The sequence below is a fragment of the Psychromarinibacter sediminicola genome (assembly GCF_029168335.1).
Classification (GTDB): Bacteria; Pseudomonadota; Alphaproteobacteria; order Rhodobacterales; family Rhodobacteraceae; genus Psychromarinibacter; species Psychromarinibacter sediminicola.
Window position 1 is genome coordinate 46,284 of the sequence record NZ_JARGYC010000021.1, and the last position, 19,934, is coordinate 66,217.

Annotated in this window: 19 protein-coding genes; 9 read left to right on the top strand and 10 right to left on the bottom strand. The window is 69.2% G+C overall.

Annotated elements, in window-relative coordinates:
• Positions 1-5: 5 nt before the first annotated feature.
• The 4 genes from ccoS to P1J78_RS10005 are packed head-to-tail and all read right to left on the bottom strand — an operon-like array spanning position 6 to position 4,361.
• Positions 6-167 (bottom strand): cbb3-type cytochrome oxidase assembly protein CcoS, encoded by a 162-nt coding sequence (gene ccoS, locus P1J78_RS09990; RefSeq protein ID WP_275567202.1) that lies wholly within the window; start codon positions 165-167, stop codon positions 6-8.
• Positions 167-2,353 carry a heavy metal translocating P-type ATPase gene (locus P1J78_RS09995; RefSeq protein ID WP_275567203.1) on the bottom strand — a complete coding sequence of 729 codons (2,187 nt, stop codon included), beginning with the start codon at positions 2,351-2,353 and terminating at the stop codon, positions 167-169. Before P1J78_RS09995 ends, ccoS begins: the two co-directional genes overlap by 1 nt.
• Positions 2,350-2,826, bottom strand: coding sequence for a FixH family protein (locus P1J78_RS10000; protein WP_275567204.1), 477 nt, complete (start codon positions 2,824-2,826; stop codon positions 2,350-2,352). Before P1J78_RS10000 ends, P1J78_RS09995 begins: the two co-directional genes overlap by 4 nt.
• Positions 2,823-4,361 (bottom strand): RdxA/RdxB/FixG family protein, encoded by a 1,539-nt coding sequence (locus P1J78_RS10005; protein ID WP_275567205.1) that lies wholly within the window; start codon positions 4,359-4,361, stop codon positions 2,823-2,825. Before P1J78_RS10005 ends, P1J78_RS10000 begins: the two co-directional genes overlap by 4 nt.
• Before the next feature lie 218 nt (positions 4,362-4,579).
• Between P1J78_RS10005 and P1J78_RS10010 the strand changes: the two genes are divergently transcribed.
• Positions 4,580-6,559 (top strand): copper amine oxidase, encoded by a 1,980-nt coding sequence (locus P1J78_RS10010; protein ID WP_275567206.1) that lies wholly within the window; start codon positions 4,580-4,582, stop codon positions 6,557-6,559.
• Between the two features lie 48 nt (positions 6,560-6,607).
• Here the strand turns inward: P1J78_RS10010 and P1J78_RS10015 are convergent, their stop codons facing one another.
• The gene (locus P1J78_RS10015) at positions 6,608-7,492 is read right to left on the bottom strand and encodes a LysR family transcriptional regulator (protein WP_275567207.1); all 885 of its coding nucleotides are present in this window, start codon (positions 7,490-7,492) and stop codon (positions 6,608-6,610) included.
• Positions 7,493-7,622: 130 nt separating this feature from the next.
• Between P1J78_RS10015 and P1J78_RS10020 the strand changes: the two genes are divergently transcribed.
• Positions 7,623-7,793, top strand: coding sequence for a hypothetical protein (locus P1J78_RS10020; RefSeq protein WP_275567208.1), 171 nt, complete (start codon positions 7,623-7,625; stop codon positions 7,791-7,793).
• 369 nt (positions 7,794-8,162) lie between these two features.
• Here the strand turns inward: P1J78_RS10020 and ccoP are convergent, their stop codons facing one another.
• From ccoP to ccoN, 4 genes are read right to left on the bottom strand one after another with little or no spacing between them, the layout of a single operon-like run.
• Complete coding sequence (gene ccoP, locus P1J78_RS10025; RefSeq protein ID WP_275567209.1) at positions 8,163-9,059, bottom strand: cytochrome-c oxidase, cbb3-type subunit III; 897 nt, start codon at positions 9,057-9,059, stop codon at positions 8,163-8,165.
• Entirely contained in the window at positions 9,056-9,280 is a 225-nt protein-coding gene (locus P1J78_RS10030) for a cbb3-type cytochrome c oxidase subunit 3 (protein WP_275567210.1), read from the bottom strand. Before P1J78_RS10030 ends, ccoP begins: the two co-directional genes overlap by 4 nt.
• Before the next feature lie 13 nt (positions 9,281-9,293).
• Positions 9,294-10,061 (bottom strand): cytochrome-c oxidase, cbb3-type subunit II, encoded by a 768-nt coding sequence (gene ccoO, locus P1J78_RS10035; protein WP_275567222.1) that lies wholly within the window; start codon positions 10,059-10,061, stop codon positions 9,294-9,296.
• Positions 10,062-10,097: 36 nt separating this feature from the next.
• Entirely contained in the window at positions 10,098-11,699 is a 1,602-nt protein-coding gene (ccoN, locus tag P1J78_RS10040) for a cytochrome-c oxidase, cbb3-type subunit I (protein ID WP_275567211.1), read from the bottom strand.
• 204 nt (positions 11,700-11,903) lie between these two features.
• On the opposite strand from ccoN, the gene P1J78_RS10045 reads away from it, so the two are divergent.
• The 3 genes from P1J78_RS10045 (at position 11,904) to P1J78_RS10055 (ending at position 13,904) form a co-directional block, all read left to right on the top strand.
• Positions 11,904-12,743 carry a universal stress protein gene (locus P1J78_RS10045; protein WP_275567212.1) on the top strand — a complete coding sequence of 280 codons (840 nt, stop codon included), beginning with the start codon at positions 11,904-11,906 and terminating at the stop codon, positions 12,741-12,743.
• 145 nt (positions 12,744-12,888) lie between these two features.
• Positions 12,889-13,545, top strand: a complete 657-nt coding sequence (locus P1J78_RS10050; protein WP_275567213.1) for a hypothetical protein — start codon at positions 12,889-12,891, stop codon at positions 13,543-13,545.
• Positions 13,542-13,904 carry a hypothetical protein gene (locus P1J78_RS10055; protein ID WP_275567214.1) on the top strand — a complete coding sequence of 121 codons (363 nt, stop codon included), beginning with the start codon at positions 13,542-13,544 and terminating at the stop codon, positions 13,902-13,904. Before P1J78_RS10050 ends, P1J78_RS10055 begins: the two co-directional genes overlap by 4 nt.
• On the opposite strand, the gene fnrL is transcribed toward P1J78_RS10055, so the two are convergent.
• Positions 13,901-14,641: a transcriptional regulator FnrL gene (gene fnrL, locus P1J78_RS10060; protein WP_275567215.1), complete on the bottom strand. Its 741-nt coding sequence runs from the start codon at positions 14,639-14,641 to the stop codon at positions 13,901-13,903. The genes P1J78_RS10055 and fnrL overlap by 4 nt on opposite strands.
• A 68-nt stretch (positions 14,642-14,709) precedes the next feature.
• Here fnrL and hemN point away from each other — a divergent pair, with 68 nt between their 5' ends.
• The 4 genes from hemN to P1J78_RS10080 all read left to right on the top strand — a co-directional run bounded on the left by hemN (position 14,710) and on the right by P1J78_RS10080 (position 19,104).
• Positions 14,710-16,065 carry an oxygen-independent coproporphyrinogen III oxidase gene (gene hemN, locus P1J78_RS10065; RefSeq protein WP_275567216.1) on the top strand — a complete coding sequence of 452 codons (1,356 nt, stop codon included), beginning with the start codon at positions 14,710-14,712 and terminating at the stop codon, positions 16,063-16,065.
• Between the two features lie 325 nt (positions 16,066-16,390).
• Positions 16,391-17,803: an FAD-binding oxidoreductase gene (locus P1J78_RS10070; protein ID WP_275567217.1), complete on the top strand. Its 1,413-nt coding sequence runs from the start codon at positions 16,391-16,393 to the stop codon at positions 17,801-17,803.
• 87 nt (positions 17,804-17,890) lie between these two features.
• On the top strand, positions 17,891-18,433 hold the full coding sequence (locus P1J78_RS10075; RefSeq protein WP_275567218.1) for a sigma-70 family RNA polymerase sigma factor: 543 nt from the start codon (positions 17,891-17,893) through the stop codon (positions 18,431-18,433).
• On the top strand, positions 18,430-19,104 hold the full coding sequence (locus P1J78_RS10080) for an anti-sigma factor (RefSeq protein ID WP_275567219.1): 675 nt from the start codon (positions 18,430-18,432) through the stop codon (positions 19,102-19,104). Before P1J78_RS10075 ends, P1J78_RS10080 begins: the two co-directional genes overlap by 4 nt.
• Positions 19,105-19,934: the final 830 nt, after the last annotated feature.

Genomic DNA, 19,934 nt, shown 5'->3' on the forward strand with positions numbered 1-19,934 from the left:
CTGCGTCAATCGCTCTTGGGCTTGTCGTCGTACTCGTCGGACAGGATCCGCCGGCTGTCGCCCTCGGGGTCGTCGTACTGCCGGGTCTTCAGCGTCCAGACGAAGGCAGCCAGCCCCAGCCCCCCGAGGATCAGCGAAATCGGGATCAGGTAGACCAGCACGTCCATCAGCGCAGCCGCATCGCGTTCAGCGAGACGCAGATCGACGAGCCCGACATCGCCAACGCCGCCGCCAGCGGCGTCGCGAAACCCATCAGCGCCACCGGGATCGCCACCGCGTTATAGGCCGCCGCGATACCGAAGTTCTCCTTGATCCGCCGCGTCGCGCGCCGCGCCGTGGCCAGCGTGTCGCCCAGCGGCGCCAGCGACCCGCCCAGCAGCACGATGTCCGACACCACCCGCGTCGCCTCCAGCGCCGAGGCCGGCGAGATCGACGCATGCGCCGCCGCCAGCGCCGCCGTGTCGTTCAGCCCGTCGCCGACCATCAGCACCCGGCGCCCCTCAGCCATCAACGCCTCGATCCGCGCCGCCTTGTCCTGCGGCAGAACCCCGGCCTCCCAGGTGCCGATCCCGGCCCGCGCGGCCAGCTCCACCACCGCCGCCGGCGCGTCGCCCGACAACAGCCGCACGTCGTAACCCTGCGCCTGCAGCGCCGATACCGCCTCCGCCGCGCCGTCGCGCAAGCTGTCGGTGAAGCGGAAGGTCAGCACCCGGCCGCCGATCTGCAGGTAGGTCGCCGTCTGCTCCGCGGCCTCGGCGCCGACCCAGCTCGCCCGGCCCAGCCGGACCAGCTGTCCCTGCCATGTCGCCTGCACGCCGTGTCCCGGCACCTCGCGCAGCTCGCTCACGCTCGCGGGCTTCACCCCGCCGTCCTTCGCCGCCGCGGCCAGCGCCTGCGCCAGCGGATGGGCCGAGCCCTCGGCCAGCGCCGCCGCCACCTCCAGGTCGCGCCGGGCGAAATCGCCCAGGTTCTCCACCTCGGGCGTGCCGGTGGTCAGCGTGCCGGTCTTGTCGAACACCACCGTGTCGACCTCGGCCAGCCGCTCCAGCGCCGTGGCGCTCTTGATCAGCAACCCGCGCTTGAACAGCCGCCCCGAGGCGGCCGTGGTCACCGCCGGAACGGCGAGCCCCAGCGCGCAGGGGCAGGTGATGATCAGCGTCGCGACCGCGATGTTCAGCGCCAGCCGCACGTCGCCGCCCGAGATCCACATCCAGCCGAGGAAGGCGAACAACGCCAGCAGATGCACCGCCGGGGCATAGATCCGCGCCGCCCGGTCGGCCAGCGACGTGTAGCGGTTGCGCGTGGTCTCGGCCACGGCCACCAGGTCGGCCAGCCGGTGCAGCGTCGAGTCCTCGCCCGCCGCCGTCACCCGCACGGTCAGCGCGCCGGTCAGGTTCACCTCACCCGCATTAACCTCGGCCCCCGGCGCCGCGCCCACCGGCAGGCTCTCGCCCGTCAGCAGCGACCGGTCGATCTCGGTCTCGCCCGTCTCGATCACCCCGTCCACAGGCACCCGCGCGCCGGGCAGCACCCGCACCACGTCGCCCACGGCGAGTTCGGCCACCGGCACCATCGCCTCGGCCGCGCCCGACACGCGCAGCGCCCGCGGCACCTCCAGCGCGGACAACTCCTGCGCCGCCGACCGCGCGGCCGAGCGGGTGCGATAGTCCAGAAACCGCCCCGCCAGCAGGAAGAAGGTCAGCGACAGCGCCGCGTCGAAATAGGCGTGCGCGCCCGACTGCGCCGTCTCGTAGACCGACATCCCGGCGGCCAGCAGGATCGCCAGCGAGATCGGCACGTCCATGTTCAGCCGCGCGGCCTTGAGCGCGCCCCAGGCGTTGCGGAAGAACGGCTGCGCCGAGAAGGCAATCACCGGGATCGCGATGGTCGCGCTGATCCAGTGGAACAGGTCCCGCGTGGCGTCCGCCGCGCCGGACCAGACCGCCACGGACAGGAGCATCACGTTCATCATCGCGAAGCCCGCGACACCCAGCCGCATCAGCAGGTCGCGCCCGGTGCGGTCCACCTGCGTGCCCGCCAGCGTGGCGGCGTCCAGCTCGTGCGCCTCCCAGCCCTGGCGGGTCAGCTCCTCAGCCAGGGTGCCGGCCGCGACCCCCGGATCGGCGTCCACCGTCGCGCGCTTCAGCGTCAGGTTCACCCGCGCCCGGCGCACGCCCGGCATGGCGGAGAGGCTGCGCTCCACCCCCGCGATGCACGCGGCGCAGTGGATCGCGGGCAGCGACAGCAACAATTGCTCGCCCCCGTTCGGCGCGCCGTCCTTGCCGGCCACGGCCCCCGCCGCAGGGGCGGCCGAACAGGCCGGGCAGGCCGAGGTCGGGGCGCTGGTGCTCACGCCGGGTCGCCCACCGGGTCGTCGACATGGACGATCAGCCGCTGCTTGAATTCGGTGCCGTCGGCGGCGACCGCGTTCACCCGCAGCTCCCACTTGCCCGGACCGGCATCGACCGGCGCGACATGGGCGGTGCCGTCGAAGATCAGCTCAGGCGTCATGTCATGCTCCTGCATCGTGGTCCGGCCCAGCCGCACCGACAGATCCTCCGGCGCCACCGGCCGCCCGTCGGGGCCGGTGATCGCCACGCGCAGCGCCCCGCCCGTCACCTCGGCGCTGACATCCCAGCCCAGCGCCTCCTGCGCGGCGCGGTCGTCGTCGAAGGTCTGGCTGGCGACATAGGAGTTCTTCACTTCCAGCCCGGGAAAGGTGCCGACCGCCTGGACCGCCAGGACGACGTTCACCGCGATGATCACGCCGAAACCGGCGGCGAAGATGGCAAAGACCTTGCGGCCGGTCAGGGGTTTTCCGCTCATTGCTCTCGTCCGTTGAAGGTGCTGTCGGTATAGACCCGGTCGCCGTTCACCAGGTCCTCGACCCAGAAACGAATCTCGGTGCGGTCGCTCGTCGCCGGATCGGACCCGGGCGCGGCCACGACGTAGACCCGGTGCTGCCCGGTCTCGTCGGCGGGCACGGTCACCGTCTCGTAGGGCGTGCCCTCGATCTGGATCCGCAGCGCCGGGTCGCCCTTGACCGAGATGCGGAACGGCCGCTCTTCGCCGTGCTTGTTCAGCAGGCGCACGTCATAGGCGTTGCGGATCGAGCCGTCGGACAAGGTCACGTAGGTCGGGTTGCGTTCGGGCGCGACGGTAACATCGATGTCGCTGCGGATGAAGAGCGCGACGATCAGCCCGATGCCGATCAGCGCCCACAGCGTCGTGTAGAGCACCGTGCGCGGCCGCAGGATGTGCTTCATCACCGGCTTCGCGGGCAGGCCCTGGCGCTCGCGCGTCTCGTCGGTCAGCGCCATGTAGTCGATCAGCCCGCGCGGCTTGCCGATCTTGTCCATCACCTCGTCGCAGGCGTCGATGCACAGCCCGCAGGTGATGCAGGCCATCTGCTGGCCGTCGCGGATGTCGATGCCCATCGGGCAGACGTTCACGCAGGCGTTGCAGTCGATGCAGTCGCCGTAGCCGTCCTTCTCGGGGATCGGTCCGCCGACGCCCGAGGGCATCCCCGGCATCGGCACCTTCGGCGACACCCCGCCGTGCTTGGCGCCGGCGGCGCGGCTCTCGGCCTCGGCCGCCTCGGCGATGGCGCGGCGGCGCTTGCCCTTGCCGCGCGGCTCGCCCCGCCATTCGCGATAGGCGATGGTCAGGGTGTCCTCGTCCATCATCGCCGCCTGGATGCGCGGCCAGGGGCACATGTAGATGCACACCTGCTCGCGCGCGAAACCGCCGAACAGGACCGTCGTCGCGGTCAGGATCAGCATGGTGGTATAGGCGATCGGATGCGCATCGCCGGTCACCAGATCCACCGCCAGCGTCGGCGCGTCGGTGAAATAGAACACCCACGCCCCGCCGGTCGCCAGCCCGATAAGCGCCCAGACCACGTATTTCGTCGCCCTGAGCCGCAGCTTGCGCGCGTCCATCTTCTGCTTCCACAGCTTGACGCGGGCGTTGCGGTCGCCCTCGATCCAGCGCTCGGTCAGCACGAACAGGTCGGTCCAGACCGTCTGCGGGCAGGTATAGCCGCACCAGACGCGGCCCAGCGCGCTGGTGAACAGGAACAGCCCGAGGCCGGCCATGATCAGCAGACCGGCGACGAAGTAGAACTCGTGCGGCCAGATCTCGATCCAGAAGAAGAAGAACCGCCGGTTCGCCAGATCCACCAGCACCGCCTGGTCCGGCAGTTCCGGCCCCCGGTCCCAGCGAATCCAGGGCGTCAGGTAGTAGACGCCCAGCGTCAGGATCATCACCACCCATTTGAAGGTGCGGAAATTGCCCTTCACCCGTCGCGGGAACACGGGTTCGCGCGCGGCGTAAAGGGCTTCGGGTTCGGTGGAGCTCATGGATCGGACCTTGCGGAGATATGCGCGGTTGGGAATGCTTCTCGCAGTCGCAATTGTTCACGTCCTTGACCTGTATCAAGTAAGTCCGGCGCACCTTTTTGACGCAGGGCGACGGGTTTGACGCAGGGTTGCAGGCGGCCCGCCCTGCCGCGGCGCCGGCGCGCGCCGGTTCTCTGCTACACTGTTGTCGAATCAACCGAAAACACAGGGAGACGACCATGCCACGCACCCCCCTCGCCATTCTGTCCGGCGTTGCGGCGGCCGCGCTCGCCACCGCCGCGGCGGCGCATCCGCTCGACGGCCTGACGCCCGAGGAGATCACGGCGGTCGGCGAGATTCTCGCCGAGGCCGGGCACACCACCGAGGACAGCCGCTGGCCGCTGATCGAGCTCTACGAGCCGCCCAAGGACTTCGTGCTGAACTGGCAGGAAGGCGACCCCGAGCAGCGCCAGGCCATCGTCAACGTCAACACCGCCGAGGGCACGTTCAAGGGCATCGTCGACCTCACCGAACGCACCGTCGTCAGCTGGGAACCGGCCGAGGGCGAGCCGATGATCCTGGTCGAGGAATTCGTGCAGGCGATGGAGCTGGCGCTCAGCCATCCCGATTTCGTCGCCGGGCTGGAGGAGCGCGGCTTCACCCCCGACGACGTGTTCTGCCTGCCGCTGACCGCCGGCGCCTTCGGCGACCCGGACGAGGCCGGGCGGCGGCTGATGAAGGTGCCCTGCTACGTCCTGCCGGAAGGCTCGAACTGGTACGCCAAGCCGATCGAGGGGCTCTACGCCACCGTCGATTTGCGCGGCGAGGAGGTGGTCGAGGTCATCGACACCGGCGTCGTCCCGGTCCCCGAGGACAGCTGGGGCTACACCACCGAGGAGATCGCGGCGCGGCCGGACATGGAGCTGCGCGAGGAAACCGAGCGCGCCGGGCTGGAACCGCCCGCCGAACGTAACGTGAGCGTCTACGGCAGCCTGGTCACCTGGGACATGTGGTCGTTCCGCTGGCGCATCGACAAGCGCCCCGGCGTCGTGCTGTCCGACATCCGCGCCGACGGGCGCGAGGTGCTGTACCAGGCGCATCTGTCCGAGGTCTTCGTGCCCTACATGGACCCCTCCGAGGGCTGGTACTGGCGCACCTACATGGATTCCGGCGAATACGGCTTCGGCATCTTCCTGTCGCCGCTGCGCCCGGGCGTCGATTGCCCGACCTACGCCACCTACCTGCCGGCGCTCGTCCATGCCGACGACGGCACGCCGCTGGAGATCCCCGGCGCCGTCTGCATCTTCGAGCGGCAGATCGGCGACCCGGCCTGGCGCCACTTCGAGATCTTCGCCCAGGGGCCCGACACCTTCACCCCCGCCGAAGGCCGCCCGGCGACCGAGCTGATCGTGCGCTCCGCCTCCGAGGTCGGCAATTACGACTACCTGATCGACTACCGCTTCGATCAGTCGGGGCGGATGAACGTGATGGTCGGCTCCACGGGGCTCGACGCGTTGAAGGGCGTCGCCGCGACCAGCATGGCCGACGACACGGCCGTCGAGGACACGCAGCACGGCACGCTCATCGCGCCGAACCTCGTGGCGCCGAACCACGACCACTTCTTCAACTTCCGGCTCGACTTCGACATCGACGGGCGGTCCAACAGCTTCATGCGCACCGGCATCGTCCCGGCCACCGCGCCCGAGGACGTGCCGCGCCGCACCATGTGGGTCACCGAACAGGAGATGCCGCAGACCGAGGGCGAGGCGCGCTACAAGGTCAACCCGGACACCCCGGCGATGTACCACGTGGGCAATATGGGCGTGACCTCGGGCCTCGGGCATCACCCGTCCTACATGATCCAGCCGGGCAACTCGGTCGCCTATTCGCCGCTCGACGTCACCATGGACCCGCCGGCGATGCGCAACCCCTATATCGAGTACACGATGTACGTGACGCCCTATGACCGGGACCAGCGCTATGCCGGCGGCGAATACGCCTTCCAGAGCGACGGCTCGGACACGCTGGCCACCTGGATGCAGCAGGACCGGCCGATCGCGGATACCGACATCGTGACCTGGTACACGATGGGCTTCCACCACATCCCGCGGATGGAGGACTGGCCGGTGATGCCGCTGATGTGGAAGGGGATCACGCTGGCGCCGTTCAACTTCTTCGACCACAACCCGGCGATCACCATTCCGCTCTCCGCCGAGTAACGCGACAGGCGCCCGCCCCTTTCGCGCGGGGCGGGCGCCGCCTTCTCTTCACGCCGCGCCGTCGCGCTTGACCTGGCGCCGCAGCCAGCGGCAGAACGCCTTCAGCGAGGGCCGCTGCGGCCCCGGGCGGGTGACCAGCCAGTACCCCTCGCCCCGCCGCTCGTCCTCGAACAGCACCACCATCTCGCCGCGGGCGATCTCTGGCTCGATGAAGGCGCGGGCCGTCGCGCCCACGCCCTGCCCCCGGCGCACCGCGTCCTGCAAGAGGTTGCCGGGCAGGTCCGTCATCCGCCGCACCCGCGCCTCGGTCACGCCGTTCTCGGCCAGCCACTCCTTGGCCTCGTTGGTGCCCACCTCCTGCAGCCACGGAAAGTCCAAGAGCTCGCCGGGCTCGGTGATCGTCCGGTCGCCCAGCAGATCGCGGGCGGCCACGATGGCAAAGCGCGTCTCCAGCAGCAGCTCGGCCTCCAGCCCGGGCCACTTGCCCGCCCCGAAGCGGATCGCCAGGTCGATGCCGCCGGGGGCGGGGTCGGCCAGCTGCGCCGTGGGGTTCAGCATCAGGTGGATGTCGGGATGCGCCTCGGAAAAGCCGGCCAGCCGCGGCATCAGCCAGCGGTCGGCGAAGCTGGGCGTGCAGGTGACTTGCAGCGGCCGGTCGGCGTCGGCGCCGGTGAGCACCTCGATCTCGCGCGCCATGGCGCCGAACGAGTCGCACAACGTGGCGCCCAGCCGCTGGCCCTCCGGCGTCAGCACGACGCTGCGGCCCTCGCGGGTGACCAGCTTCAGGCCCAGCCGGTCCTCCAGCGCGCGCACCTGCTGGCTGACCGCCGCGTGGCTGACATTCAGCTGCGCGCCGGCGCCGGACATCGAACCGGTATCCGCCAGCGCGGCGAAGGCGCGCAGCTGGCTGAGCGGGGGCAGGTCGCCGAACATATCCGTAACCCTGGCTTACACGTCGGAATTATTCCTGATTCGCAATTTTCGGTCGGAAACGCAACATTACAGGCATCCGCAACGCCGAACAGGAGCTGGACCGATGATCAACCCCTTCGCAGAAACTTTCATGACCGCCACCCGGACCTCGCCCCGCCCGACCTGGGAGGAACGGCGCCGCAACCCGCATCGCGCAGAGCCGCCCGCGCCCCGCCTCGTCGCGGCGCCCAAGGCCCGGCCGGGCCGCCGCCGGTTCCGGCTGTTCCGCCGCCGCGAGGTCGCGGATCCGCGCAACCTGTGACACCTGTACAAAGTTGCGCCGATAATGTATCATTTGACCTGGGCCGGTCCGGACTTTCGCGCTCCATGACCGGGTCGGCCTGCCCTCCGGCGGCCGGGCTCCGACCCCGCACGACCGCCTGATCGGGGGTCCGGAGCAGCCTGCGGCGCGCTTCGCGCGCGGTGCGTGGTCCGCCGGGGGCCTCCCGCCCCGGCGGGCCAGGTGTCAGACGCGACGAAGACGCCCGCGCCGGAAAGGACGCGGGCGTCTTCGTCGCATACCGTCGGAGCGCGATGAAGGGCGGCGCTGGTCCCAGGAAGAAACGCGCGAACAGGACCTGGAACCAGCGCCTCTCCCGAAGGATGGACCCCCGGGATTCCGTGTTGCGGCCTACTGACCGCCGCCCAGCTGGTGGACGTAGGATGCGACCGCGTTGATCTCCCAATCCTCGAGGCCGGAGCCCACGCGGAATTCCTCAGACCAGGCGGGCATCACGCCGAAGTGCGAGTTCGTGACCGTCTCGGTCAGCGAGTCGACATCGCCGCCATAGAGCCAGATCGCGTCCGTCAGGTTCGGCGCGCCGAGCCCGGGATTGCCGGTGCCGTCCTCCATGTGACAGGCCGCGCACTCGTACTCGAAGGTCTCGGCGCCGGCCGTGGCCATCTCGGCGTCGTGCTCCTGGCCGGAGATCTGCAGGACGTATTGCACGACCTGGTCGATCTCTTCCTCGGGCAGGATTTCGTCGGCGCCGAAGGCCGGCATCTCGGACCAGTTGGCGTCCGGCGACTGCTCGTTCCGGATGCCGTGGGTCACGGTCCAGACGATGTCGTCGATGGTGCCGCCCCACAGCCAGGCATCGTCCAGCAGGTTAGGATAGCCGTTGCCCGCCTCGCCGCCATTCGCGCCCGAGCCGTGGCACTGCGAACAGTTGTTCTGGAAGATCGCCGCGCCGGCATTCACCGCGAAGTTCTGCACGTCGGGATGCTCGCCCAGCGTAGTCAGGTCCATCGAGGCGAGCTGCTCCTCCAGCCCGGCATTCATCTCCTCGAAAGAGGCGATCTGCTCTTCCACGTTGGCGCGCGTGGAGTAGCCCAGAAAGCCGCCCGTCGCCCGTTCCACCAGCGGCCAGGCCGGGTAGGCGATGGTATAGATAAGCCCCCAGATGCAGGTGGCATAGAAGGTCCACAGCCACCAGCGGGGCAGCGGGTTGTTGTATTCCTCGATCCCGTCCCAGGAGTGACCGGTGGTCTCGGTCTGGGTCGGTTGATCGGCCGGTTTCTTGCTCATTGCCGCGTCTCCTCGGCGCTATCGTCGTCATCGCCCGTCCGTTCGCTCGCGTCGTCGGGCGCAGGTTTGTCTTCGTGCCGGAACGGGATGTTCGCGGTGTCCCTGTGGGTCTTGCGGCTGCCCGGGCGGAACGCCCAGACAACCACGCCGATGAAGAACAGGAACAGCACAAGGAGCACCCAGCTGTCGGCGAGCTGTCGCAGAAGCGAATAGGTGTCCATCGCGGGCGGCCTCCTACCGGTGCTCGTCCGGGGTGAAGGTCGAGAAGTCGACCAGCGTCCCCAGCATCTGCATGTAGGCGATCAGCGCATCCATCTCGGAAATGCCGGGGGCGCCGTCGAAATTGGCCACCACCGCGCCCGGGTACCGCTCCACCACGCCGTCGAAGTCGGCGTTCGGGTCGGCCTGGGCGCGGAAGTCCGCCTCGGCGTTCTCCAGCATCTCGTCGGTATAGGGCACGCCCACGAAGCGATGGGTCTCCATCTCTTCCCGGATGTACGCGCCGTCGATCATCGTGGTCCGCAGGAAGCCGTATTTCGGCATCACCGATTCCGGCACCACCGACTGCGGGTCGATCAGGTGGTCGACGTGCCACTCGTTCGAGTAGCGCCCGCCGACCCGCGCCAGGTCGGGCCCGGTGCGCTTCGACCCCCACTGGAACGGGTGGTCGTACATCGACTCCGCCGCGAGGCTGTAGTGGCCGTACCGCTCCACCTCGTCGCGCATCGGGCGGATCATCTGGCTGTGGCAGACGTAGCAGCCCTCGCGGACGTAGATGTTGCGCCCTTCCAGCTCCAGCGGCGAATAGGGCCGCACGCCGTCCACCTCCTCGATCGTGTTCTCCAGGTAGAACAGGGGCACGATCTCGACGATGCCGCCGATGGTGACCACCAGGAACGAGAAGACCAAAAGCAGCGTGGCGTTCTTTTCCAGGATCTTGTGGCGGTCTAGGATGCTCTTGCGCTTGGGCCGCTCGCCCGCGCCGGTGGCGGAGGCAGGCATCGGTTCTTTTTCGTTGTCAGCCATTGCCGGCCCTCCTTATTCGGCCGGGACCATGGCGGGCTGGTCCGAAGTCTTCGGCTGGCCCTTCACGGTCATCCAGAGGTTGTAGCACATGATCAGCGCGCCAGCGAGGAACAGGACCCCGCCCAGGCCGCGGACGACGTACATCGGGAACTTCGCGGCGACGGTGTCGGCGAAGGAGTTGACCAGGAAGCCCTGGGCGTCGACTTCACGCCACATCAGGCCTTCCATGATGCCGGTGACCCACATCGACGCGGCGTAGAGCACGATGCCGATGGTGGCGAGCCAGAAGTGCCAGTTGACCATGGCCAGGCTGTAGAGCCGCTCGCGGTTCCACAGGCGCGGCACCAGGAAGTAGAGCGCGCCGAAGGTGATCATGCCGTTCCAGCCCAGTGCGCCGGAATGCACGTGGCCGATGGTCCAGTCGGTGTAGTGCGACAGCGAGTTCACCGCGCGGATCGACATCATCGGGCCCTCGAAGGTGGACATGCCGTAAAAGCCGATGGAGATCACCATCATCCGGATGATCGGGTCGGTACGCAGCTTGTCCCAGGCGCCCGACAGGGTCATCAGGCCGTTGATCATGCCGCCCCAGGAGGGCATCCACAGGATCACCGAGAACACCATGCCCAGGGTCGAGGCCCAGTCGGGCAGCGCGGTGTAGTGCAGGTGGTGCGGACCGGCCCAGATATACAGGAAGATCAGCGCCCAGAAGTGGACGATGGACAGCTTGTAGCTGAAGACGGGGCGCTCGGCCTGCTTCGGCACGAAGTAGTACATCATGCCCAGGAACCCGGCCGTCAGGAAGAAGCCCACCGCGTTATGGCCGTACCACCACTGCGTCATCGCGTCCTGCACGCCGGCGAAGACCTGCACCGACTTCGACCCCCAGATCGACACCGGGATCGACAGGTTGTTGACGATGTGCAGCATCGCGATGGTCACGATGAAGGACAGGTAGAACCAGTTCGCCACGTAGATATGCGGCTCCTTGCGCTTCAGGATCGTGCCCAGGAAGATCGCGAGATAGGCGACCCAGACGATCGTCAGCCACAGATCGACATACCACTCGGGCTCGGCGTATTCCTTGGACTGCGTCGCGCCCAGCACGTAGCCCGTGGCGGCCAGCACGATGAACAGCTGATAGCCCCAGAACACGAACCACGCGAGGTTGCCGCCCCACATGCGGGCGGCCGAGGTGCGCTGAACGACGTAAAACGAGGTGCAGATAAGCGCGTTGCCGCCGAAGGCGAAGATCACCGCGCTGGTATGCAGCGGCCTGAGCCGGCTGAAGTTCAGATAGGGCTGCGCCCAGTCGAAGTTCAGCACCGGGAAGGCCAGCTGGAAGGCGATGAACACGCCCGCCAGAAAGCCCACCGCGCCCCAGAAGGCGGTGGCGATCACGCCGGCGCGGATCACGCCGTCCATATACTCGTTGGGGTTCGCCGCCGGCACCGGCTCGTCCCAGCGCCGCAGGGTCGCGATGAACAGACCGGCGGCGACGAGCAGGATGATCACGGCATGGACCTGATAGGCCAGGTCGCGGCCGTAATTGGCGGCGAGCGCGGCCAGAACGGCCAACACGCCCAGAACCACCAGTTTCGCAGTATTCCACATGGAAGTCGTCCCTTTGTCCCTTTCCCGGCGCACGGCCCTCCGCGCGCCGGACCTTTTCCGACATGCTGCATCTGCACGTCGACCTCTTGCACCGCCTTGATCCATGTCAATGATGCGGACACCATCCGTGTGATCATGGTCGCGGGCACTGCATGTCGCCCGTCGGCCGACGGGCAGGACACACCATCTCCGGAGGAGCGGCTCATGTCGTACAAGACTATCGTATCAGTGGTAACCAACATGGAAACAGACCACTGGGCGCTAAATGCCGCAGTCACCCTGGCGCAGCGCGAAGAGGCGCATCTGGACGTGCTCTGCCTCGGGATCGACCGGACCCAGCCGGGGTTCTACTATGCCGGCGCCAGCGCCGTTGTGTTGCAGGACAATCTGATCCAGGCTCAGGCCGAGGCCGAGGAGCTGGAGAAGGCGGTGGACAAGCACCTGGCGCAGCAGGGCATCCCCTATGGCGTCCGCGGGGCGACCACGCAGTTCGCCGGTCTGTCGCCGATTGTTGCCCACAGAACACGGCTGGCCGACCTCGTCGTCCTGCCCAAGCCCTATGGCGACGACCGCCCGCACGAGCACGAGGCGATTCTGGAGGCGACCCTGTTCAGCGGCTCGGTGCCGGTGCTGGTGATTCCCGACAAGGTAGAGCTGCCCGCCTCGCTGTCGCACATCGTCGTCGCCTGGAACGAAAGCCGCGAATCGCTGACGGCGATCCGCTCGGCGCTGCCGTTCCTGCAGCAGTCGGCCGAGGTCAGCATCGCCATCATCGAACCGCCGGCGCACGGCCCCGACCGCTCGGACCCGGGCGGCGAGCTCAGCCAGGTCCTGTCGCGCCACGGCGTCCGCTCCGAGGTCTGCGTGCTGGCCAAGACGATGCCGCGGATCTCCGACATCATCTGCCGCCTGTGTGACGACAAGTCCGCCGACATGGTGGTAATGGGCGCCTACGGCCATTCCCGCTTCCGCGAGGCGATCCTCGGCGGCGCCACGCGCAACATGCTGGAAATGGCGGAAATCCCGGTGCTGATGGCGCACTGATCCCACCCTACAGCGTCCTCATGCGCCCCTTCGAAAAGACTCGCGCGGCCCCGTCCTGGAACCGGGGCCGACGGCATCGCGTTGCAGGGGACGCAACCGGATGCGACCATTCGGGCGTATGCCGCGAAACGCATGAGGATGGGCAATGCCGGGCCGCTCCGCCCGCCACGCACTCGCCAGGCTGCACCGGCTGAACGCCGCCTTCTTCGGCGCGTACCTGCTTATTCACTTTTCCAACCATCTCGCGGCGCTGGCCGGGCCGGGCGCGCATCTGGCCGTGATGGACGCGCTGCGCACGGTCTATCGCAATCCGGTGATCGAGCCGCTTCTCTTCGCGTCGGGCGCGGTGCAGATCGGCTCCGGCCTGACCCTGGCATGGCGCGCGGTGCGCCGCGGCTTGCCCGAGGGCCTGTGGCCGCGGCTGCAGGTGATCTCCGGCGCCTATATCGCGCTCTTCCTGCTCCAGCACTTCTTCGCAGTGATCCGCGCGCGGCTCCTCTTCCCCGAGGTGGACACCAATGTCTGGTGGGCCGCGTCGGTCGTCTCCGAGGCCCCGCTCGCCTATTACTTCGTGCCGTACTACGCCCTCGGCCCGCTCGCGGTCGGTCTGCATGTCGGCGCGGCGGCGCGCTTTGCGCTGACCGACCGCGGCCGACCCACCAGCGGGGCCCGCGCCGGCTGGACGCTGGCCGCGCTCGGCGGCGCGATCGGGGGGCTGACCGTGGCGGCGCTGACCGGAACCTTCCACGATTTCTCGCTGCCTGCGCCCTACCGCGGCTACCTCGAGGCGTTCGGCCTGTGACCCTGCTCGCCCCCCTGCACGGCCACCACTCGACCCCGCTCCAGCGCGCGGCGACCGACGGCGTGGCGGGCGCGGCGGCGGCGCTGGCGCTGTTTCGCCTGCCGCCGGGCTGGACCGGCTGGCTCCTTGCGCCGATCGCCGCCGACTGGGCCGGCGGGAGTCCCGCCAATGCCGCCCGCTCCACCCGGCGCTGGCGGGCCAGCCGTCCGCGCCTGCGCCGCGGCTTCCACGCGCTGCATGTCGCAGAGATTCCGGTCGTCTGGTGGCTGTCGCCCCGGCCGCTCGTGTTTCAGCTTCTGTCGCTCACCCTCGCCGCCAAGCTCACCGTCTTCGAACTCGGCACGCGCTCCGAGACCTAAACCGGCAGCCCGCCGTCCGAGTCGTCGCCGGTCTCGTCCATCAGCGCCGCGAAATCCGGCACCGTGACGAAGCGCTTGCCTTCCAGCTCGATGATCCCGGCGCGCTTCAGCGCGCTGATCTGCCGGCTCACCGTCTCCAGCGTCAGGCCCAGATAATCCGCCATCGCCTCCCGCGTCAGCGGCAGCTCGAAGCTCGACCCGTTGGTCGGCGCCCGCCGCTGCAGCGCCGCCTCGCGTTGCGCGATGATCGTCAGCAGGCTCGCGATCTTCTCGCGCGCCGTCTTGCGGCCCAGGATCAGCATCCACTGCCGCGCCGCGTCCAGCTCGTCCAGCGTCATCTCCAGAAGCCGCTGCGAGATCGACGGCGTCTCCACCAGCATCTTCTCGAACGGCTTGCGCCGGAAACAGCACAGCGTCAGCGCCGAGGTGGCGGTCACGTCGTAGGGCGCCGTCACCCGCCCCGGCCGGCCCAGGAAATCCGACGGCAGCAGCAGCCCCACCATCTGGGTGCGCCCGTCCTCCAGCGTCTGGCTGAGCGTCGCGATGCCCGCGACGACGGAGGCCACGAAATCCATCTCGTCGCCGGCCCAGACGACCGGCTGACCCGGATCGTAATGCCGATAATACTTGATCCGGTCGAGCATCTGCAGCTCGTCCGGCTCGCATTTCGAGCAGACCGCCCGATGCCGGATCGGACAGCTCTGACAACTCCGCTGGTCGAGGAAGATCTCGTTCATATCGGCTTTCTATTCCGCTCTTGATCAGGATCAAGGCGGCTCCTGTCGCACCCCGGCAATTTACGCCCATGTCACAGGTTTCGCAACTCAAGCGGCTGGGATTGTTCGACGCACGTGTCCCGCGCTACACGAGCTATCCCACGGCCCCGCAATTCTCCAACGCCGTCACGCCGGCGCAGACGGGCGACTGGATCGCTGCCATCCCGGCGGGCGACACGATCTCGCTTTACATCCATGTGCCGTTCTGCCGCAGGCTGTGCTGGTTCTGCGCCTGCCGCACCCAGGGCACCTCGACCCTGTCGCCGGTGGCGATCTATGTCGAGACGCTGAAGAAGGAGCTGGCGCTGATCCGCGACCGGCTCGCCCCCGGCGTGACGATCGAGCATCTGCACTGGGGCGGCGGCACGCCGACGCTGCTGTCGCCCGAGCTGATCGGCGATCTCTCGGCGGCCGTGTTCGACGCCGCGCCGCTGGCCGAGAACGCCCAGTTCTCGGTCGAGATCGACCCGAACGAGATCGACGGCCCGCGGCTCGACGCGCTGGCGGCCGCCGGCATGAACCGCGCCTCCATCGGCATCCAGGATTTCGACCCCGCGATCCAGGACACCATCGGCCGGCCGCAGAGCTACGAGGTGACCAAGGCCGCCGTCGACGCGCTCCGCGCCCGCGGCATCGACAGCCTGAACGCCGACATCCTCTACGGCCTGCCGCACCAGACCGAGGCGAAGATCGCGGATTCGGTGCAGAAGCTCCTGTCGCTGAACCCCGACCGCGTGGCGCTGTTCGGCTATGCCCATGTGCCGTGGATGGCCAAGCGCCAGGCGCTGATCCCGACCGAGGCGCTGCCGGCGCCGGAGGCACGGCTGGCCCTGTTCAACGTGGCACGCGAACTGTTCCTGTGGGACGGCTTCCGCGAGATCGGGATCGACCATTTCGCCCGCCCCGACGACGGGCTGGCGCTGGCGCAGGACGCGGGCACCATGCGCCGCAACTTCCAGGGCTACACCGAGGATCACTCCGAGACGCTGATCGGCGTCGGCGCCTCGGCGATCTCGCGCTACCGCCAGGGCTATGCCCAGAACGACCCGTCGACCTCCGGCTACCAGCGGCAGGTGCGCGACGGCGCGCTGGCGACGAAGCGCGGCCATGCCTTCCGCGGCGACGACCTGCTGCGCGCCCGGATCATCGAGATGCTGCTCTGCGACTTCCGCGCCGACCTGCGGCAGGCCGCCGACGAAACCGGCCACCCGGCCGCGAAGGCCGAGGCGATGGCCCAGGGGCTGGAGGCGGCGTTCCCCGACATGCTCGACGTCGAGCACGGGGTCGTGACGATCCGGCTTCCGGGCCGCCCGCTCGCCCGGATGATCGCGCGCTACTTCGACGCCTACGACGCCGCCGCCACCGGCCACAGCCACGCGGTCTGACCCCGGCGCAAGGCCCCGCAAAGGGCCTTGCGCGCTCGCCTGCCAGAGAGATCGCCGGCACACCCGGCGCCCTCGCCACGACCGCAGGCCGCGGGATGAGTTGCGCCGCACGCAAACCGGCCAAGCCACGGCCGCCCACTTCCCCGAGCCACCGCCGCACGGCACCCGCCCCTGCTATTTCTTCTCGTCTCAAATACGCCGGGGAGCGCGAGGGGCAGAGCCCCTCGCACGGATCGGGCCGCGCCAGCGGCCCGAAACGCACCGCCACCTTGCCCCCGGCCGCGAAACGCGCCATGTCACGGGCGGGTCATAGGGAGGCATGGTCATGGACATCATCGCGCAACTCCGGGACATCGTCGGCGCGGCCCATGTGCTGACGGGCCCCGACACCGCCCCCTATTGCGACGACTGGACCGGCAAGTATCAGTCCGACCCGCTGGCCGTGGTCCGGCCGGCCGACACCGCCGGGGTCTCCGCCGTCCTGAAGCTCGCCAACGACACCGGCACCCCCATCGTCCCCGCCTCCGGCCGCACCGGGCTGAACGGCGGCGCCTATGCCGACGGCGCGGCGGTCATGCTCTCGCTCGAACGCCTGAACACGATCCGCGAGATCCGCCCGGCGGCCCGCGTCGCCATCGTCGGTGCCGGGGTGATCCTGTCGCAGCTTCACGAGGCGGTGGAGCAGCACGACCTGGTCTTCCCACTCACCTTCGGTGCCAAGGGCTCGGCGATGATCGGCGGGGCGCTGTCGACCAATGCCGGCGGGTCGAACGTGCTGCGCTACGGCTCCACCCGGCACCTGTGCCTGGGGCTGGAGGTGGTGCTCGCCGACGGCCGGATGATGGACCTGATGAGCGAGTTGCACAAGGACAATTCCGGCTACGACCTGAAGGATCTGATGATCGGCGCCGAGGGCACGCTGGGCATCATCACCGCCGCCGTGCTGAAGCTCGCGCCCAAGCCCCGCGCCTACGCCACCGCCATGGTCGCCGCGCCCGATCTGCCCGGTGCGCTCAGCCTGCTGAACCGGCTGCAGATCGCCACCGGCGGCGCCGTCGAGGCGTTCGAGTTCATGCCCCGCCGCTACATCGAGGCCAACCTCGCCCGGTTCCCCGACGGCCGCGAGCCGTTCGAGGCGCCGCACGAGGTCAACGTGATGGTCGAGGTCGGCGCGCTGGCCCCGCGCGACGCTACGCCGGGCGAGATCGGCTCGGTCCCCATCGTCGACTATCTCGAGGAGGTGCTGGCCGAGGCGATGGAGGACGGCGCCGTGCTGGACGCCGTCGTCGCCCGGAACGAGGCGCAGCGCCGCGCCATGTGGCAGCGCCGCGAACAGGCGGCCGAGGTCAACATGGACGGCCGCCCCCTGATCCAGAACGACGTGGCCCTGCCGCTGGACCACGTGGCGCCGTTCCTCGACCGCGCCGCCGCGATGCTGGCCGAGGCCGACCCGGGCGCCAACAGCATGTATGTGGCGCATCTCGGCGACGGCAACGTCCACTACACCGTCTACCCCGCCGCGACCGACCCCGCGGCCCACGACGCGATCACCGAGCGGGTGGAGGATCTGGTGCTGTCGCTGGGCGGCTCGTTCTCGGCCGAGCACGGCATCGGCCTCTCCAAGAAGCCGTCGATGGCGCGGCGCAAGAACCCCGTCGCGCTGGAGGTGATGCGCGCGATCAAGGCGGCGCTCGACCCCAAGGGCATCCTCAACCCCGGCAAGGTGTTGCCCGATTGACGCCCCGGCCCGCCGCGCTGCACTGACGGATTTCGCGGCCGCCGTCGCCGTGCCATGGTGACGGCAACAAGGATGGCCGCTGCCCCGATGACCACCCGCGCCGAGATCGAAGACCTGATCGCCCGGATCAAGCTCCGCGACCGCGATGCGTTCTCCGCGCTGTATTCGGCCACCTCCGCGAAACTCTTCGGCGTCTGCCTGCGTGTGTTGAAGAACCGGGCAGAGGCGGAAGAGGCCCTGCAGGATGTGTATGTAAGGATCTGGAAGCGGGCCGACGCCTATTCGGCCAACGGATATTCCCCGATGACCTGGCTCATCACGCTGGCGCGCAACATCGCCATCGACCGGCTGCGCGCCCGCAAGGCCCCGGCGGAGGATATCGACAGCGTTCCGGACCTCGCCGCATCCACGCCGACGCCCGAGGCCGAGGCGGTCGCCGCCTCCGACCGGCGCAGGATCGACGCCTGCCTGGACGAGCTGGACCCGGAGCGTGCCGACGCGGTCCGCGGGGCCTATCTGGATGGGGAAAGCTATCGGGACCTGGCCGCGCGCCACGACGTTCCGCTGAACACGATGCGAACCTGGCTGCGCCGCAGCCTGCTGCGACTGAGAGACTGCCTGAGCCGATGACGGACGCGAACGGCCACAACGAAGACGACATCGCCCTGGCGGGCGAGTACGTGCTGGGCTTGCTGCCCGCCGACGAGCGCCGCGCGTTCGAGGCGCGGCTGCGCGACGAACCGCGCCTGCGCGTCCTCGTCGTCGAATGGGACGAGCGTTTCGCCGCGCTGGCCGACGAGGCCGGCGAGGTCGCGCCACCCCCCGCGCTCGAGGCCCGCATTGAGCGCCGCCTGTTCGGCGCCCGCCGCCGGCGCATCCCCTGGATCGGCGCCACGCTCGGCGGCCTGATCGCCGCCGCCGCCATCGTCGCGCTGGTCTTTTTCGCCCCGGTCGGGCCGGCCGATCCCAGCCACCGCGCCGAGGTCGCCTCGGAGGACGCCGAGCTGCGCCTCGCCGCCGCGCTGGTCGAGGCGACGGGCGAGATGCAGGTGGAGCGCCTCGCCGGCGCCGCCCGCCCCGGCCGCGCGCTGGAATTGTGGTTCATCCCCGAGGGCGAGGCGCCGGTCTCGCTCGGCGTGCTGCCGGAGGCGGAGGACTACACCGTGACCCTGCCCGAGCCGCTGCGCGACCGTCTCGCCGGCGCGGTGCTGGCCGTCAGCGACGAACCGCCGGGCGGTTCGCCCACCGGCGCGCCGACAGGCGACGTGCTGGCGACGGGAGCGCTCGACACGGTGGGTTGACGCCAAGCTGCAAGCATCGCGCGAGTTGCCAATACGAGCGGAGCCGCGCGAGGGCCGACGCGCGGGGCGGCGCTCCGACCACCGATCAGCGCGCTCTATGGCAACCAAATCCGGGCGACCTCGGATCTCTGCGATAACGTCCACCACAGCGCCGCCGCGTGGGTGCGCGTCTCTCGGGCATTTCGCTGGCGAAATGCCCTGCCGACAGGCGATTGCAGAGCAATCGCCGAGAGGCGGCGCTTGCTCGGCGGCTTCGCCTTGTTCCGCGCTGGGCACCATTCAAAGGGGTTATCGCATATGCCACAGAAAATTGAACGTGCAGTAGACCGACGCCACTGCGCACCTCCGAGCAATGTGAGAAGCCGCGCAAGAGTCGACGCGCGCGGTGGCGCTCCGACTTCCGAACGGCGCACTTTATGGCTGCCAAGTCCGGGCGACCTCGGATCGCTGCGATAACGTCGACCACAGCGCCGCCGCACCGGGGCGCGTCGGCGCTTGCGCGGCGGCTTCGCCTTGTTCCGCGCGGGCACCGTTCAAAAGGGGTTATCGCATATGCCACAGAAAAGAGAACGTGGCGTGGACCGACATCACTGGGCACGTCCAAGCAACGTGAGAAGCCGCGCAAGGGCCGACGCGCGCGGGGGCGCTCCGACCTCCGAACGACGCACTTTATCCCAGCCAAGTCCGGACGACCTCCGAGCGCAGCGATAACGTCGACCACAGCGCCGCCGCACTGGGGCGCGTCTCTCGGGCATTTCGCTGGCGAAATGCCCTGCCGACAGGCGATTGCAGAGCAATCGCCGAGAGGCGGCGCTTGCGCGGCGGCCTTC